Consider the following 16,699-nt stretch of genomic DNA (forward strand, 5'->3'; position numbering starts at 1 on the left):
CGGTCGGTCAGGACTTCCGCGCCGGGATCTTCGCAGGCGAGACTTCTTGCTGCTTCGGCAGTTCGCGTCGCGTTCGGACCGGCGAGAGGAAGACGGGGAGAAAGGCCGTCGCCAGGAAGGCGGCGCCTACCCAGAGCGTGGTGTGAACGGTGGCCAGCTCACCGATCACGCCTGCCACGGCGGAGCCGATGGCGAGTGCACCGGTGAGCAGGAAGCGGAAGGTGGCGTTCATCCGGCCGAGGAGTGCATCCGAGGTCGCACGTTGCCGCAGGCTTACGCCCAGCACGTTGTCCATACCCGTCTTGAACATGGCCAGCAGCCAGCCGGTGCCTGCCAGCCAGAGCCAGGGACCACGCCCCACCAGCGGGACGAGCAGTCCTGCGGGCGCCAGCCACAGGCCGAGCAGACCGAGGGTGCGGCCGTGACCGAGGCGCCGGGCGATGGGCCGGGCGCAGCGCGCTCCGAGCAGGAGGCCGACTCCGCCCATCGCCCAGAACAGGCCCAACACCTCGGCCGGGAAATGGAGTTCTCGGATGAACAGCACCGGGAGCATGGTGTTGATGATCTGGGAGCCGAGGTTGCTCAGGGCCGCGGTGAGCGCGAGGGCTCGTAGCTCCCGGTTGCCGAAGACGTGCCGCAGGCCCTCGGCGATCTGCGCCCTCAGCCGCGTGGGCCTCCCGGACGGCAGTGAGGCCGGCGCAGGTGTGCGGCGGATCGCGGTGAGGCGCAGGGCCGAGGCCAGGTAGCCCACGGCCGCGCAGGCCACGGCCACGGGGGCCGTGAGCAGTTGGACGAGTTCTCCGCCCGCGCCCCGGCCCGCCACGTTGGCGACGGCCATCAGGCTCACCACGGCAGCGTTCGCCTGGACGAGACCGTCGCGGCCGACCAACTGCGGCAGCACGCTCTGTGAACCGACGTCGAAGAAGACGGTGGCGCAGCCGTTCAGCAGGACGGTCACATACAACTGGCCGAGCGTGAGGGAGCCGAGCCACCAGGCCAGCGGGACGGTGGCGAGGAGAGCTGCTCGTATCAGATCGGCGGCGATCAGCACACGCCGGTGCCGCATCCGGTCCACCCATGCTCCGGCCGGCAGGCCGACGAGGAGAAAGGCGGCAGTGCTCAGGGCGGCAAGTACCCCGACCTGGCCGGGGCTCGCGTCGAGGGCGGACACCGCGATGAACGGGAGGGCGACGTAGCCGATGTTGGTACCGAGCTGGCTGAGTGTCGTCGCACTGAACAGGGTGCGGAAGTCGGCCTCTCGCCAAGGGGATCCGGCCTGCGTAGTCAATCTCATCCGATGCTCGATCCAGACCTTCGCCGCGGCGCAGCGGCGCCGGACCGGGTGAGGCGGCTGTTCTGGCTGTACGTCAGTCCGACGCCGACGAGCACCAGGGCCATACCCGCGATGACGCGAAGGCCCACCCGTTCGTCGAGGACGATCGCGCCCAGCGCCACCGAGACCACCGGCAGCAGATAGCCGACGGCCGCAGCAGTGGTGGGGCCCTCGTCGGCGATGAGCCGGGAGTTGAGGTGGAACGTGACACCCGTGCCGAAGACGCCGAGGACGGCGACGGCGGTCACCGCGGTGAGGGTGGGAGCGGACGGGGTCGTGGTACCTGCGGGAAGGGCAAGGGTGGTCAGACCTGTCGCGGCGAGGAGTTGGGCCGCCGAGAGGGCCAGCGGGGCGGTCCGGCGGCCGATGAGGTGCCGAGCCATGTAGGCGAAGGCCACCGCGTAGCTGACGGCTGCGGCGAGCAGGGCCGACACGCCCCAGCCGGTCAGGCCGCCGCGCTGCCACGGGGCGAAGATGAGCAAAGTACCTGCAAAGCCGATCAGGAGGCCGACCAGGCGGACCGGACGGATACCGCGCTCCGTGCCCAGAGCGACTCCGATGGCCAAGGACCACAGCGGAGTTGTGGCGTTCAGGACGCCGGCCACGCCCGAGTCGACGCTCTGTTCGCCGATGCCGAAGAGGAAGAACGGAAGGGCATTGCAGAAGAAGGCGGCTACCACGAGGTGGCTCCAGGTCCTGCGGTCGCGCGGGAGGCGCTGGCCGCCGGAGCGGGCCAGAAGCAGCAGAACGCCCGCTCCCGACGCACAGCGGATGACGGTGATGTGGAGTGGGGACAGGCCGCCGTCCAGGGCGAGTTTGATCCAGAGGAAGCCCGATCCCCACAGCAGGGCAAGGACGGACATGCGCGTGAGGGTTCCGCGTGGGCCGCTGAGCACTGTCCGCCTCCTGAGGGGTTCTTCCTCCCCGTACGGTGCCTCGCAGGTCGCCGTAAGACAAGCGAAAAGATCTGGATGGAGAGTTAAGCTGTTCTACATGCTTGATATGCGGCGTATGCAGGTGCTGAGGGCCGTGGTCACCAGCGGATCGGTCACCGCGGCAGCGCGAAATCTCGGCTACACGCCTTCCGCCGTCAGCCAGCAGATGGCGACACTGGAAAAGGAGGCCGGGATCGGGCTGCTGGAGCGAACCGGGCGGGGCGTGCGGCCCACGGAGGCCGGGAGGCTGCTCACCGAGTACGCGGCCGTCATAGGCAGGCACGTCGCCGAGGCGGAGACCGCGCTCGCCGAACTGCGGGCCGGACGGACGGGCCGGGTGGTGGTCCGGTACTTCGCCACGGCAGGAGCGACGATGGTGGCCCCGGCCGTGGCAGCGCTGCGCCGAGAGCAGCCAGGTGTTCAGGTCGAACTCAGACTGAGCGATCCCGAGGGTTCCCTACTGGAGGTGAAGGAGCGTCGGGCTGACGTGGCCCTCGTGGTCCGGCCACGGGACAAGGTGTCCGTGGACGGCATCCGGTTCGTGCACCTGGCCGACGACAGGTATGTCGCAGTGTTGCCCCGGGGACACCGGCTTGCCACGAAGCAAGCACTCGACCTGACCGACCTCGCCGACGAGCCGTGGGTCGGCAGCGACCAGCCCGGCCCCTGCCTTGACCCCGTCCTCGACGCCTGCGCCTCGGCCGGCTTCAGCCCGGACTTCGTCGTCGAGAGCGGGGACTACGCCACTGCGCAGGGGTTTGTCGCCGCCGGGCTCGGGGTGAGCCTGATTCCGACGATGGGGCTGGCCGACCGCCATCCCGGCGTAGTCGTACGCGAGGTCCGCAACCCGGAGCCGGTGCGGGCGATCTACGCAGCGGTACGGGAGCCGTCACCCGCCCAGCCCGCGCTGCACAGACTGCTCGACGCGCTGCGGAGGGCGGCCGCTCGGCCCACCGAGCGCTGAGCATGCCCAGGCATTCCGCGTTGCCGGAAGGAACTGCGGACCGTTCTCCGGTCGCAGTTCTGGTGGCATTCATAGCGCTCCGGCGGCGTTCGGAGCCCGCGACCACCCGCGACCGGAAGCCGCTCGGCTGCGGCTTTCGTGCCGGCTGCACGGCAGTGGCTGGAAGAACGGCCCGGGGGGGTCTACCCGCCCGGCGGCCCGGGGGAGTTCTACCGGCCGGGCGGCCCGGGGGAGTTCTACCGGCCCGGCGGCCCGGCGGCCCGGCGGCCCGGCGGCCCGGCGGCCCGGGGTCACGGCTGCGGCGAAGCGCTCCCCGCGAGCACCTCGGGCCGCAGCAGCGCCTGCAGCCGCTCGGCCGGCAACAGGCCTTTCTCCAGCACGAGTTCGGCGACGCCGCGCCCGCTGACGAGGGCCTCCTCGGCGATGCCGGTGGCCGCCTCGTAGCCGATGTGGGGGTTGAGTGCGGTGACCAGGCCGATGGAGTTCTCCACGGCGGCCCGCAGTTGCGCCTCGTTCGCCGTGATCCCGGCGACGCACCGCTCGGCGAGGGTCAGGCAGGCGCGCTCCAGGTGCATGATGCTCTTGGAGAGGGAGTGCAGGATGACCGGCTCGAAGGCGTTCAGCTGGAGCTGCCCGGCCTCCGCGGCCATGGTGATGGTGACGTCGTTGCCGATCACCTCGAAAGCGACCTGGTTGACGACCTCGGGGATCACCGGGTTGACCTTGCCGGGCATGATGCTCGAACCGGCCTGCACCGGCGGCAGGTTGATCTCGTTCAGGCCCGCGCGCGGCCCGGACGACAGCAGCCTGAGGTCGTTGCAGCTCTTGGAGAGCTTGACGGCGATCCGCTTGAGCACGCCGGACATCTGCACGAAGGCGCCGCAGTCCTGAGTGGCCTCGACCAGGTTGGCGGCCGTCACCAGCGGAAGGCCGGTGATGTCGGCCAGGTGGCGACGCGCCGACTCGGCGTATCCGGCCGGGGCGTTGAGGCCCGTGCCGATCGCCGTGGCGCCGAGGTTGATCTCCTGGACCAGCTCGACGGCCTCCGCGAGCCGGCTGCGGTCCTCGTCGATCATGACCGCGTATGCCGAGAACTCCTGCCCCAGCGTCATCGGCACCGCGTCCTGGAGCTGGGTGCGGCCCATCTTCAGGACGTCGCGGAACTCGACGGCCTTGCGGGCGAAGGCGTCCTGGAGCACGGCCATCGCCTTGAGCAGACCGTGCACGGCGAAGACCGTGGCGATCTTGACGGCGGTCGGGTAGACGTCGTTGGTGGACTGGCCGAGGTTGACGTCCTCGTTCGGGTGCAGGTGCCGGTACTCGCCCCTGGCGTGGCCGAGCAGCTCCAGCGCCCGGTTGGCGACGACCTCGTTGGCGTTCATGTTCGTCGAGGTACCGGCGCCGCCCTGGATGACGTCGACGACGAACTGGTCGTGCAGCTTGCCGTCGCGGATCTCGCGGCAGGCCTCGACGATGGCGGCGGCCTTCGCCGGCTCCAGCAGGCCGAGTTCCTCGTTGGCGAGGGCGGCGGCCTCCTTGACGGCGGCGAGGGCGTCGATCAAGTGCGGGTACGCGGAGATCGGCGTCCCCGAGATGGCGAAGTTCTCCTTGGCGCGCAGGGTGTGTATCCCCCAGTACGCCTCGGCGGGTACGTCGCGGTGGCCGAGCAGGTCGTGGTCGCTGCGGTGGGCTGCGGAGGTCATGGCTGGGTGGCCTCTTTCGGAGGTGGACGATTCGCCCGGTCGGGCTTGTGTCGGGGAGAGCGGGTCGAGCGCACGCACCGGCCGGACGCTGCCGACCGGCTTGCCGCCTCCGAGCAGCGCTTCACCCGCGAACTCGGCGAGAGCCGCCCGGTCGACACCGGCGCGGGCGAGGGCCGCGGCAACGACCGGTGTGCGCGCCCGGTTCGCCCCGTCGGAGATCTTCACGGCGACGGCCCGGCCGTCCGGCAGGGCGGCGACCTGGACACCCTCGAAGCCGTCCTTGGTGAGGAGCCCGGGCACGGCGCGCATCAGCGCGGCGACGTCGCGCCCCGAGCCCGAGGCCATCTCGGCGTGCTCGCGCATCGCGTCGGCCACCCGGGCCTCCGGGGTGCCGGCCGGCGAGGTGGTGATCCGGGCCGCGGCGCGCGCGAGCCCGTACAGCGAGACGGCGAACAGGGGCGCGCCGCAGCCGTCGACGCTCACCTGGGCGATCGCCTGGCCGGTGAGGTCCTCGACGGTCTCGGCGATGACCCGCTGGAGGGGATGGGCGGGGTCGAGACAGTCCTCCGGCGACCAGCCGTTGAGCTCGCAGGTGTACAGCATCGCCGCGTGCTTGCCGGAGCAGTTCTGCGCGAGCCGGGACGGCAGGCGCCCCTCGCGCACCCAGGTGTCGCGCACGACCGGGTCGTACGGAAGGTCCGGGATGTTGCGCAGGTCGTCCTCGCGGGCCCCGGCCAGCTCCAGGATGCGCCGGGTGCCGGCGAGGTGCGGTGCCTCGCCGGAGTGGCTGGCCGCGGTCAGCGCCAGCAGCTCCCCGTCGAGCGGCAGCCCCGCCCTGACCATCGCCACCGCCTGCAGCGGCTTGAGCGCCGAGCGCGGATAGAAGGCGGCTTCGATGTCACCGAGTCGGAGCTCCACGGCCGAGTCGGCGCCGAGGAGGACGACCGAGCCGTAGTGGACGCCTTCGACGACTCCACCGCGGACGAGGTGGGCGACCGGGGCGTGGCGGGGCTCCCGGATCACCGGAGGCCGGGCCGGCGGACCTCCGTACGACACTGCGTGGTTGTACAGCACTGCGTGGTTCACACATCCGCCTTGGAGGACTTCGTACGGGCGACCCGCCCGCGTACGCCGTACCAGCCGGCCACCAGGGCGGCCGCGATCAGCGGCACGCACAACACGGTGGTGCGGCTGGCGCCGCCGTCGGCGTACATCAGGACGAATACGCAGAGGAGGAAGCCGAGCGTGACGATCTCGGTCCACGGAGAGCCGGGCAGCCGGTAGCCCGGCCGGGACAGTTCGCCCGCCTGCGTCTTCCGCCAGAACAGCAGGTGGCAGATCATGATCATGCCCCAGGTGGACAGGATGCCGATCGCCGCGAAGTTGAGCACGATCTCGAACGCGTCGGCCGGGACGACGAAGTTGAGGCCCACACCGAGGACGCAGATGCCGCTGGTGAGCAGGATGCCGCCGTAGGGGACCTGGGTGCGGCTCATCACTCCCGTGAACTTCGGTGCCGAGCCGGACATCGCCATCGAGCGCAGGATGCGCCCGGTGGAGTACAGGCCGGAGTTGAGCGAGGACATGGCCGCGGTGAGCACGACGAGGTTCATCACGGCGCCGGCCGCCGGGACGCCGATGTGGGAGAGGACCGTCACGAACGGGCTCTGGCCTGCGGAGTACCTGTTCCAGGGCAGCAGCATCGACAGCAGGACGACCGAGCCGACGTAGAACAGGCCGACGCGCCACATGATCGAGTTGATCGCCTTCGGCAGGATCTTCTCGGGGTTCTCGGTCTCGCCCGCCGCGACGCCGACCAACTCGACCGAGGCGTAGGCGAAGACGACACCCTGGATGATCAGCAGCATCGGCAGCACGCCGTTGGGGAAGACACCGCCGTGGTCGGTGATCAGCGACGGGCCGGGGGTGGCGCCGTCGACCGGGTGCCGGGTGACCAGCAGGAAGACGGCGATCGCCATGAAGATCACGAGGGCGCTGACCTTGACGATGGCGAACCAGAACTCCAGTTCGCCGAAGATCTTCACCGAGATGAGGTTCACGGTGAGGACCACGGCCAGGGCGACGAGCGCGATCACCCATTGCGGAATGTCGGAGAACAGGCCCCAGTAGTGGGTGTAGGTGGCCACGGCGGTGATGTCGGCGATGCCGGTGGTCACCCAGTTGAGAAAGTACATCCAGCCCGCGGTGTACGCGCCCTTCTCACCGAGGAACTCCCGGGCGTACGAGACGAACGCGCCGGACGAGGGCCGGTACAGGACGAGTTCCCCGAGGGCGCGGACGACGAGGAAGGCGAAGACGCCGCAGACCGCGTACGCGACGAAGAGGGAAGGGCCGGCGTCGGCGAGACGGCCGCCCGCGCCGAGGAACAGGCCGGTGCCGATGGCGCCGCCGATGGCGATCATGTTGACGTGCCGGGACTTGAGGGACTTGCGGTAGCCCGCGTCACCGGCGTCGACGTGACCGGACGAGGTGCGCGTGTCCGCCTGAGCGGACTCTTCCTGCAGGGATTGCTCGCTCACGCCTCGGGTCCGCCTTCCGTGGGGATGTCCGTGCGCGGGGGGCGCACGATGTCGGTGAGGGTCGTCTCGACGCGGTCGAGGTGGTGGGCCATGGCCTCCACCGCGTCGTGTCGGGAACCGTCCACCAGCGCCTCGACGATCGCCCGGTGCTCGCGGTTGGACTGCTCGCGCCGACCGCCCAGCTCGTTGAGGAAGGCCGACTGGCGGGCCAGCGCGTCCCGGATCTCCTCGATGATCCGGCGGAACACCGGGTTCTGGGCGGCCTCGGCCACGGCCAGGTGGAAGAGCGTGTCCATCGCGACCCACGCGGTGGTGTCGGTCTCCCGCTCCATCCGGTCCAGGAGGCGGTCCAGGTGGTCGAGGTTCTCCGGAGTGCGGCGCAGCGCCGCATAGCCGGCGACCGGGATCTCGACGTGTCGGCGCACCTCCAGCAGGTCGCTGGCCGCGTAGTCGCCGAAGGTGGGGTCCTCGACGGCGCCGGCGACGACGAACGTGCCCTTCCCCGTCCTGGAGACGGTCAGCCCCATGGTCTGCAGGGCCCGCAGGGCCTCGCGCAGCACGGGGCGGCTGACCTCCAGAGTGCGGCAGAGCTCCGCCTCGGAGGGGAGCTTGTCACCGATCGCGTAGTCGCCGCGCTCGATGGCGCGGCGGAGGTGGGTGAGGACCGCTTCCATGGCGCTGACACGCCGCAGTCTCGTACCACCTGTCTGGCTGTCTGACAGGTTCACGGGAGTGATGTTCCGGTTAACGGGACGTTACTGTCAAGGGGTTGGAAGCGGAAGCAGTCCCACCGAATCCAGCTGACCGCCGGCCCGCCCCGCCAAAGCGCTGGACGCATCCCTGAACATCGCCCCGGACGGCGACACCTCCACTGTCGCCTTCACGCCGCACGCCGCCTGAGCCCGTTTTGGTCCCAGTCCTGGTCTCATTCATCAGAGTTCAGGGTCGCCGGCTTTCTCCACACGAAAGGCGACGGCTGCAGCGACAGCGGCCCGCGAGGCTTCCCCGCCGCCCCTGACGCTCCCTCCAGGCCGACACCGCTCACCGCGGCGGCGGGTCTCCGGGGATGCCGCCCCTGCCGTTGTCGTTGCGGTAGCCGTTGAACTCGCCGGTCACCCAGTCGACGGAGGCCGGGCGTTCGCCCGTGCCGCCGAGGCAGTACTCGCGGACCGCCGCGGTGATGGAGGCCAGCGGCAGGACGCTGGAGGGGTCGTAGTAGGCACCCGTGCAGTTGTCCGAGACCAGCGCGGGTTCCGCCCCCGAGGGGCGGGGGTTGTCGGAGAGCCAGCACCAGTCGTAGACCCCGCCCACGTGCAAGGTGTTCATCCACAGCAGAGCCCCGTAGTCGCCGGCCTCGCCGACCGTCGCACGCAGGTAGGCCATGCGACGCTCGACCCCCGGCTCGAAGAAGGAGAACACCGCCTGGCCCCCGACCGCGGCACGAAGAGCCTCGGCCATCACGGCCTCGACGTCCCGCTCACCGACGGGCAACTGCTCCCGTCCCTTGGACCAGACCTTCAACAACACGACCGGACACCCCTTTCAAAGAGCACACCTGACTGCCTGCGGGGCAGGTCAACGCTCCGCACCGGAACGAAGCCCTGCCCTGGCCAGTATCCGTGAAGCGCAGGGTTCACCGTCCGCCTCTCCGCGCCTCTCCGCGCCTCTCCGCTCCGGCGACCGACCCGCTCGAGTGGCTGCGCACCGCGCTTGGCGGGCAGCCGGGGTGGCCGGGCCGAGGACAGGCCGGGCCCTGACCGGTGCACTTCGCCACGAGGGGGCATGACGTGCTGGTCTCCATCGCATCGGCCCCGAACCCGGGCCGGATCGACGAGGACTTCGCGATCGCCGGCCGCCACACGCGCGAGCTCGAACGATCGGACCCGCAGCGGCGGCGCCGGCCCCGCTCGAAGTGCCACGACGACGCCACGGCGGTGCTCGTGCGGCAGGAGCTCGCACAGTGACTCAGCCGGTAAGCCCGGGCCCGGACGCGTCGGTTGGAGCCGGTGAGGGGGTCGGTGAGCTGTGGTTCCCGGTCCGGGGGACACGCTTGTCGGCGCCGAGGGGTCACGCTTCCTGTCACCGACCGCGAGTCGGGGCCCGGTCATCGCGCGCACAGCCGCTCCAGGAGCGCGCGGCTCTCCTGGTCCGCGGCGCGGTAGACCAGCAGCCGCAGCTCCGGGTCCTCCAGCGGGAGCAGGATCTCGAAGTCGACGGTGATCGCCCCGACGGCCGGGTGCCGCCGCGGCTTGCGGCCGCGGCCGTTCACGCGGACCTCCCGCTCGGCCCAGAGCCGGGCGAAATCCTCGTCCTGTGCGGTGAATTCGGCGATCAGGCCGGCCAGTGCCCGGTCCTGCGGGTGGGCGGCCCAGGCCGCGCGCAGGTGGGCGACACCGTCCCGCAGCACGGACTCGCGGTCGGCGTAGAAGCCGCGCATCGGCGGGTGCAGCAGGCACAGCCACATGGCGTTGCGCCGGCCCGCCGGCACGGCGTCGAAGTCCGGTAGCAGCCGGGCCATTTCGGGGTTCCAGGCCAGCAGGTCGTAGCGGTGGTCCATCAGCATGGCCGGCAGCGGGGAGAGGTCGTCGACCAGGCGGGCCAGCGACGGCGCCGGGCCGGCGTCCGCCCCGCCGCCGGTGCCGCCGGGGCGGCGGTGTCCGGCCAGGTCGAACAGGTAGTCGCGTTCGCCGGGCGCCAGCCGCAGAGCCCGGGCCAGCGCCGCCAGCACCTGCGCGGAGGGCCGCAGCCCCCGGCCCTGCTCCAGCCGGACCACGTAGTCGGTGCTGACCCCGGCCAGCTCGGCGACCTCCTCGCGGCGCAGTCCGGGCGTCCGCCGGGCCCGCCGGCGCGCGGGCAGGCCCAGCCGGTCCGGGGCCAGCCGTTCGCGCCTGCTGCGCAGGAAGGCGGCCACGCTGCGGAAGCCGGGTGTGACGAGCACGCTGCTCGGCGCCCGCTCGGCCAGCCGCACGACCTGCTGGCGGGCGAGCCCATCCGCCAGGTGACCACGGGCGGCCTGCGGATCGAGACCCGCCGCTGACGGGAGCCGGCGGGCGCGGGCCGGCGCCGGCGGACCGGGTCGCCGTGAGGGTCGGGCCCGGCGTCCATCCGCTGCCCGCCGACACCGGCCCGGCCCGGCGGCTCGACGGTGACCGCCCACTCCGCCTTCGGCAGCACCTTCCCCGCAGGGCCGGGGAGGCCGCGCACGAGCGGAGACCCGAACGGGTCCGTCGCCCGGTGAACCCGCCCCGGACGCGCAACAAGCGGTACGCGGCAGTGGGACCGGAGCCGGCGGCGAGGCCCGCAGGGGCCGGCAGGGCGCCCCGGCGTGCAGGCCACCAAGGGGCGGTGGACCGGCGGTGCCGCCGCGCGGGGGCGGGGGGTGATGCGGGCGCGGGCGCCCCCGTGGGCGTGGTCCGGGCGCGAGCGGGGCTTGGAACGGGCCGCCGTGCGCCGGAACTCCCGGGGACTGCCGTCCGTATGACGACCTGTTCCCCCGACCCTCGAGCTGTGGAGCACCGTTGCCCGGACAGTCCCAGCAGCCCCGCGTCGCCGCCGAGCTCGCCCGCGAGCAGAGCCGCCTGGACCACCTGTACGAGCGCCTCGACGCCGAACGCGCCACGGCGGCCGCCGAGTTGGCCGAGGCGGTGCGCCGGCCGGCCGGCACCGCGCAGGCGCGGCTGGAGAACGAGGCCGCCGTGCGGCGCCTGCGTGCGCGTGTCGGCGGGTTCGACGCGGCCGAGAACGGGCTGTGTTTCGGGCGTCTGGACCCCGTCGGCGGGCGGGCCCGGTACCTGGGGCGGACCTCGCTGCGCAATCCCGACCCCGACGGGGACGAGGAGCCGCTGCTCATCGACTGGCGTGCGCCGGCGGCGCGTCCCTTCTACACCGCGACGGCCGCCGCCCCGCAGGGAGTGCGGCTGCGCCGTCACCTGCACGCGCGCGGCCGTACGCTGGCGCGGATCGACGACGAGCTCCTAGATGCGGGTGCGGCCGATCCCGGGGGTGGTGAACTCGTCGGGGAGGCGGCCTTGTTGAGTGCGCTGACCGCGGGGCGCAGCGGGCGTATGCGCGATGTGGTGGCGACGCTGCAGGCCGAGCAGGACCGCATCATCCGCTCCCGTCCCGCCGGGGTGCTCGTCGTGCAGGGCGGGCCGGGCACGGGCAAGAGCGTCGTGGCGCTGCACCGTGCGGCCTATCTCCTGTACACCCATCCGCGTCTGGCCGAGCGCGGTGTGCTGGTCGTCGGGCCCGGGCCGGTCTTCCTCGGCTACATCGGGCAGGTCCTGCCCGGGCTGGGGGAGACGAACGTGCTGCTGGCCACCGTCGCCGACCTCTTCCCGGGGGTCGCCGTGGAGGGGGCCGAGAGTGCGCAGGCGGCCGGGATCAAGGGCCGGGCGGTCATGGCCGAGGTGATCGCGGCGGCGGTGCGCGGGCGCCAGGCGGCCGTGGCCGGGCCGGTGGCGGTGGAGGCGGGCGGTGAACTCCTGTACTTGTCGGTGGAGTTCCTGCAGCGCGCCGCCGAGGCGGCCCGTGCGACCGGTCTGCCGCACAACCTGGCCCGGCCCCACTTCGTGCGCCCGGTCCTCGAGCACCTCGCCCGGCGCCTGGCGCGCGTCATCGCGGACCTCGAGGAGCGCATCGACGCCGACCTCGCCGACCGTATCGACACCGCCGCCCTGGACGCGGCCGTCGCCCGCGACCTCGCCGCCGCCCTCGGCGCCGGGGCGTCCGCCGCCGTCCCCGGCGACGGGGAGCAGGACGAGATCGCCGCCGCCGAGGACCACTGGCGCCACACCCTGCCCCGCCTGCCGCAGGTGCGCCGCCTCCTGGACGGGCTGTGGCCGGCCCTGACCCCCCAGCGCCTCCTCGACGACCTTCTCGCCGACCCGGCCCGCCTGGAGGCGGCCGCCCCCGCCCTCACCGGCGCCGAGCGCGCCGCACTGCACCGGCCGGCGCGCTCGGCGTTCACGGCGGCGGACGTGCCGCTGCTGGACGAGGCCGCCGAACTCCTCGGTCACGACGAGCGCGCCGAGCACATCCGCCAGGCCCGTGAGCGGGCCGAGCGCGTCGCCTACGCCCAGGGCGTCCTGGACATCGCCCGCGGCTCGCGTGCGGGCGAGGACGACGACGAGGACGCGGCCGGGCGCCTGGGCGCCGCCGACCTGGTGGACGCGCACCTGCTCGCCGACCGGTACGAGCAGTGGGACGCGCGCACCGTCGCCGAGCGCGCCGCCGCCGAGCGGACCTGGGTGTTCGGGCACGTGATCGTCGACGAGGCGCAGGAGCTGTCCGCGATGGCCTGGCGCCTGCTGGTGCGCCGCTGCCCGACGCGTTCCTTCACCATCGTCGGCGACGTCGCCCAGAGCGGCGCCCCGGACGGCGCCCGCTCCTGGGAGGAGGCCCTGGAGCCGTCCTTCGGCAGCCGCTGGCGCCTGGAGCAGCTGAGCGTCAACTACCGCACCCCCGAGGAGATCGTCACCGCCGGCGGGCCGGTCCTGGCCGCCATCGGCCCCGCCCTCGCGCCCCCGCGCGCCGTGCGCCGCAGTGGACGGCCCCCGCGCCGCCTCCACGTGCCCGCCCATCAACTGCCCGCCTGTGTGGCTCAGTTGGCCGAAGCCGCCCTCGGGCAGGTCGCCGTCATCGCCCCCGAGAACCTGCTGCCCGCCCTCGCCGCCGCGCTGCCCGCGGCCTCCCACGGGCCGCGCGTGGACCTGCTGCGGCGCGTCGTGCTGCTGAGCGCCCGCCAGTCCAAGGGCCTGGAGTTCGACACTGTCCTGCTCCTCGACCCCCAGGGCCTGCTGTCGGCCTCCCCGCGCGGTCTGAGCGACCTGTACGTCGCCCTGACCCGCGCCGCCTCCACCCTCACCGTCCTGCACCCCGACCCCGCCCCGCCCGCGCTCCTGGCGCACCTGCCCGCCGCCACCTGACGCACCCGGGCCCCGCCCGCCGCCGGTGACGCCACCGCCACCGCACCGGCGCCGGTCAGTGGTCGCGGGCCACGCTCCAGGCCGGCAGGTGCTCGAAGAAGGCCACCGCCTCCTGCCGCCAGCGCCCCCGCCACGCGGCGGCCTGCCGCTCCGCCCGCTGGGCGTGGCGGCGGGCGTCGCCTTGCAGGGCGCGGTCGACGCCGTGGGCGCGGGCGATGGCGCGTACGCGCTCCAGGGTGTCCTCGCCGAAGGAGCGGTCCGCCAACGCGGCGTCCAGGAAGGCGCGTTCGGACGGGTTCGCGGCGGCGAGCAGAGCCCGTACGGCGTAGCTGCGCCGGCCCGAGCGCAGGTCGGTGCCGCAGGGCTTGCCGAGGCGGGCGGGGTCGCCGAACAGGTCGAGCCAGTCGTCGTGGATCTGGTTGGCGGTGCCCAGCGCGGTGGCGTAGGCGCGCAGTTCGCCGTCGTGGGCGGCGGGGTCGGCGCCGGCGGCGAGCAGGCCCAGGCGCAGCGGGGCGAGGACGGAGTAGCGGGTGGACTTGAACTCGGTGACGGTGTGCAGGAGTTCGAGGCCGGGGTCGGGGTGGAAGTCGCGTTCCAGGTCGAGGATCTGCCCGGTCACGGTGGCGGCCGCGGCGTCGGCGTGGACGGCGGCCATCTCCAGGGCGCAGGCGGGCGGCAGGGCGGCGGTGAGCAGGACGCGCGCCGAGAGGAAGGCGGCCAGGTCCCCGGCGAGCAGGGCCAGGGCCAGGGCGGTGTCGGGGCGCTCGGGGAACTGGTCGCGGTAGGCGTAGTAGGTGGAGGGGCCGGCGCGGCGCAGGGGGGCGTCGTCGATGATGTCGTCGTGGATCAGGCCGTGGGTCTGGAGCAGTTCGATCGCGACGGCGGCCTCCTGGAGCCCGCCGACCTCCTCGCCGGTGACCAGGGCGGCGGCCTCGTACAGCAGCACCACCCGCAGGCGTTTGCCGCCGCGCAGCGACAGCTCGCGCACCAGGTCGAGCGCGCGGGCGGGGAACGCGCCGTGCGGCGGGGTCTGCAGGGCGCCGCCGGCGGGGTCGGTCAGGGAGTCGAAGTACGCGGCGAAGCGGGCTTCGAAGCGGCGCCGGTGGCCGGCGGCGCGCTCGCGGGCGGCGGTGAGGGCATCGTTCACCAGGCAAGACTTCCACACACCGCCCCGCGCCCGGCCGGGCGGCCGGGCTGCCGGGCCGCCGGGCTGTCAGGAGGTCAGGGCCGTCAGGAGTCGTCGATGGGCACCCCGACCTTCCACCGCGTGCCGGTGAACGGCGGGTCGGTGCTGGGCGCCAGACCCACCGTGCCGTCGCCGGTGCGCCCGTCGAGGAAGCGGTTGCCCTCGACCTCGCCGAGGCACTTGAACGTGGTCGAGCCGTCGCCGAGCCTGGTGGCCAGCCACCGCGTGCCGGTGAACGGCGGGTCGGTGTTGGGCGCCAGGCCCACCGTGCCGTCGCCGGTGCGCCCGTCGAGGAAGCGGTTGCCCGGGACGTCGCCCTGGCAGACCAGGGTGACGACGCCCTCAAGGCCGCCGTTCATCTGCCACCGCGTTCCGCTGAACGGCTCACCGGAGTGCGGGGCCAGGCCCACCGACCCGTCGCCGGTGCGCCCGTCGAGCATGCGCGGGCCCTGGACGGTTCCCAGGCAGGTGATCAGGACGTTCATGACCGGGCTCCCTTCCGTCGCCGCCGCGTGGCGGTGATCCTGTGCCGAAAGGGGGCACGGTCGAAGAGGCGCGGTGCCCCTGTTACCAATCTGCGCCCGCCGCCGGGGCGGGTCAAACGCGCCGCCCGGGCCCGGTGGCGGGGCAGGCCCCCGGCCCCTCAGGCGGCCCGGTAGGCGCGCAGGAACGCCGCCACGCCGCCGGTGATCTGGCGCCGCGTCTCCTCCTCGGGCAGCGCCAGCACCCCGTAGTGCGTCAGCTGCACGATGGAGTGCGAGGTCAGCGCCATGAAGTGCGCCGCCGCCAGCGCCGCGTCCCCGTGCACGTCGAGCAGCCCCGCACCGGCCAGGGCGCCCAACGCCTCGGCGAGCGCGCGCCCCACCGGGCCCGGGCCGGCCTCGCGCCACGCCTGCAGCACCTCCTGGGGCACGTGGTCGGCCTCGGCGTGGATGTGGCGCACCAGCGCGAAGTGGTCCGGGTGCTCGGCCATCAGCGCCACGAACGCCCGGGCCAGGGCGACCAGGACGCGCTCCAGGTCCTGCGGCGCCGGCGGGTGCCCGGCGTCCAGCAGGGCGTCGAGGCGGGCGATCTGGGCGTCGCGCACCTCGCCGGAGGTCCAGGACACCACCGCGCGGAACAGCTCGGCCTTGCCGCCGGGGAAGTGGTTGTAGAGCGTGCGGGTGGACACGCCCGCCGCCGCCGCCAGCGCGTCGACGGAGGCGCGCGCGTAGCCCTCGCGGCCGAAGACGGCGCAGGAGGCGCTCGCGATCGCCGTCCGCTTCGCCAGCGCGCGCGGCGACAGTGCGGCGGCGGCCTCGTTGCTGCTGCTCACCGTGGACTCCTCTCAAGAATGACAACGAGCGTTGCACTTTTTACAACGCACGTTGTACTTTACCGGAGGAGCGGCCGGGACCACCGGCCGGCCGCCACAGGAGGGGAATCCGCCATGCCCGACACCACCACCGACACCGACACCACTGCCGCCGCCGCCATTGCCACCGCCGACACCACCGCCGACGCCACCGCCGCCGCCGCCGGGAAGCTGCGCGTCGCCGTGATCGTGGGCAGCGTCCGCGAAGGACGCCTCGCCCCCACCGTCACCGACTGGTTCCTCCAGAGCGCCGCGAACCACGCCCCCGACCTCGACCTCGACGTCATCGACCTCGCCGACGTCGACCTGCCCCTGGCCATGCCCGACTGGGGCGCAGCGCCCACCCCGCGGGCCGCCGCCGCCCTGGCCGGCGTCACCCCCCGCCTCGCCCGCGCCGACGCCTTCGTCGTCGTCACCCCCGAGTACAACCACAGCTTCCCCGCCGCCCTGAAGAACCTCATCGACTGGCACCGCGAACAGTGGCAGGCCAAGCCCGTCGGCTTCGTCTCCTACGGCGGCCTCGGCGGCGGCCTGCGCGCCGTCGAGCAACTGCGCCTGGTCTTCGCCGAGTTGCACGCCGTCACCATGCGCGACTCGGTCAGCCTGCACGGCCCCTGGTCCGGCATCGGCCCCGACGGCCGGCCCCGCGACGGCGCCGTCGGCGAAGGCGCCGCCAAGGGCATGCTCGGCCAACTCCACTGGTGGGCCCGCGCCCTGCGCACCGCCCGCACCCGGCACCCCTACGGGGCGTGAACCC

General features: G+C 73.2%; 14 protein-coding genes and 1 pseudogene. 4 read left to right on the forward strand and 11 right to left on the reverse strand.

All coding sequences use genetic code 11. The annotated features are described in order from the left end of the window. Positions 1-7 precede the first annotated feature (7 nt). Positions 8-1,294: an MFS transporter gene (locus ACIBCA_RS20520; protein ID WP_396284356.1), complete on the reverse strand. Its 1,287-nt coding sequence runs from the start codon at positions 1,292-1,294 to the stop codon at positions 8-10. Further along, on the reverse strand, positions 1,291-2,196 hold the full coding sequence (locus ACIBCA_RS20525) for a DMT family transporter (protein ID WP_396284357.1): 906 nt from the start codon (positions 2,194-2,196) through the stop codon (positions 1,291-1,293). The genes ACIBCA_RS20520 and ACIBCA_RS20525 overlap by 4 nt, the downstream gene beginning before the upstream one ends. A 130-nt stretch (positions 2,197-2,326) precedes the next feature. Between ACIBCA_RS20525 and ACIBCA_RS20530 the strand changes: the two genes are divergently transcribed. Beyond that, entirely contained in the window at positions 2,327-3,232 is a 906-nt protein-coding gene (locus ACIBCA_RS20530; protein WP_396284358.1) for a LysR family transcriptional regulator, read from the forward strand. 290 nt (positions 3,233-3,522) lie between these two features. Here ACIBCA_RS20530 and aspA read toward each other — a convergent pair whose 3' ends face one another. The 5 genes and pseudogenes from aspA to ACIBCA_RS20555 all read right to left on the reverse strand — a co-directional run bounded on the left by aspA (position 3,523) and on the right by ACIBCA_RS20555 (position 9,002). Beyond that, on the reverse strand, positions 3,523-4,935 hold the full coding sequence (aspA, locus tag ACIBCA_RS20535; RefSeq protein WP_396284459.1) for an aspartate ammonia-lyase: 1,413 nt from the start codon (positions 4,933-4,935) through the stop codon (positions 3,523-3,525). Positions 4,936-4,989: 54 nt separating this feature from the next. Next, positions 4,990-6,006 (reverse strand): annotated as a pseudogene (locus ACIBCA_RS20540) (asparaginase); the annotation flags it as partial. Between the two features lie 11 nt (positions 6,007-6,017). Next, positions 6,018-7,475: an amino acid permease gene (locus ACIBCA_RS20545; protein WP_396284359.1), complete on the reverse strand. Its 1,458-nt coding sequence runs from the start codon at positions 7,473-7,475 to the stop codon at positions 6,018-6,020. After that, positions 7,472-8,149 carry a FadR/GntR family transcriptional regulator gene (locus tag ACIBCA_RS20550; RefSeq protein ID WP_396284360.1) on the reverse strand — a complete coding sequence of 226 codons (678 nt, stop codon included), beginning with the start codon at positions 8,147-8,149 and terminating at the stop codon, positions 7,472-7,474. Before ACIBCA_RS20550 ends, ACIBCA_RS20545 begins: the two co-directional genes overlap by 4 nt. 367 nt (positions 8,150-8,516) lie before the next feature. Continuing rightward, entirely contained in the window at positions 8,517-9,002 is a 486-nt protein-coding gene (locus ACIBCA_RS20555; RefSeq protein ID WP_396284361.1) for an Imm1 family immunity protein, read from the reverse strand. 260 nt (positions 9,003-9,262) lie between these two features. On the opposite strand from ACIBCA_RS20555, the gene ACIBCA_RS20560 reads away from it, so the two are divergent. After that, positions 9,263-9,439 (forward strand): hypothetical protein, encoded by a 177-nt coding sequence (locus tag ACIBCA_RS20560; protein WP_396284362.1) that lies wholly within the window; start codon positions 9,263-9,265, stop codon positions 9,437-9,439. Positions 9,440-9,579: 140 nt separating this feature from the next. Here the strand turns inward: ACIBCA_RS20560 and ACIBCA_RS20565 are convergent, their stop codons facing one another. Further along, the gene (locus ACIBCA_RS20565) at positions 9,580-10,443 is read right to left on the reverse strand and encodes a helix-turn-helix domain-containing protein (RefSeq protein WP_396284363.1); all 864 of its coding nucleotides are present in this window, start codon (positions 10,441-10,443) and stop codon (positions 9,580-9,582) included. A gap of 550 nt (positions 10,444-10,993) precedes the next feature. Between ACIBCA_RS20565 and ACIBCA_RS20570 the strand changes: the two genes are divergently transcribed. Continuing rightward, positions 10,994-13,402: a HelD family protein gene (locus ACIBCA_RS20570; protein WP_396284364.1), complete on the forward strand. Its 2,409-nt coding sequence runs from the start codon at positions 10,994-10,996 to the stop codon at positions 13,400-13,402. A 55-nt stretch (positions 13,403-13,457) separates the two neighbouring features. On the opposite strand, the gene ACIBCA_RS20575 is transcribed toward ACIBCA_RS20570, so the two are convergent. The 3 genes from ACIBCA_RS20575 to ACIBCA_RS20585 form a co-directional block, all read right to left on the reverse strand. After that, positions 13,458-14,549 carry a polyprenyl synthetase family protein gene (locus ACIBCA_RS20575; RefSeq protein ID WP_396284365.1) on the reverse strand — a complete coding sequence of 364 codons (1,092 nt, stop codon included), beginning with the start codon at positions 14,547-14,549 and terminating at the stop codon, positions 13,458-13,460. Between the two features lie 83 nt (positions 14,550-14,632). Beyond that, the gene (locus tag ACIBCA_RS20580; RefSeq protein WP_396284366.1) at positions 14,633-15,073 is read right to left on the reverse strand and encodes a hypothetical protein; all 441 of its coding nucleotides are present in this window, start codon (positions 15,071-15,073) and stop codon (positions 14,633-14,635) included. 158 nt (positions 15,074-15,231) lie between these two features. Further along, the gene (locus ACIBCA_RS20585; protein WP_396284367.1) at positions 15,232-15,903 is read right to left on the reverse strand and encodes a TetR/AcrR family transcriptional regulator; all 672 of its coding nucleotides are present in this window, start codon (positions 15,901-15,903) and stop codon (positions 15,232-15,234) included. Positions 15,904-16,017: 114 nt separating this feature from the next. Here ACIBCA_RS20585 and ACIBCA_RS20590 point away from each other — a divergent pair, with 114 nt between their 5' ends. Beyond that, the gene (locus tag ACIBCA_RS20590) at positions 16,018-16,695 is read left to right on the forward strand and encodes an NADPH-dependent FMN reductase (RefSeq protein ID WP_396284368.1); all 678 of its coding nucleotides are present in this window, start codon (positions 16,018-16,020) and stop codon (positions 16,693-16,695) included. The last annotated feature ends 4 nt before the right edge of the window (positions 16,696-16,699 follow it).

The sequence above is a fragment of the Kitasatospora sp. NPDC051170 genome (assembly GCF_044455705.1).
Taxonomy (GTDB): Bacteria; Actinomycetota; Actinomycetes; order Streptomycetales; family Streptomycetaceae; genus Kitasatospora.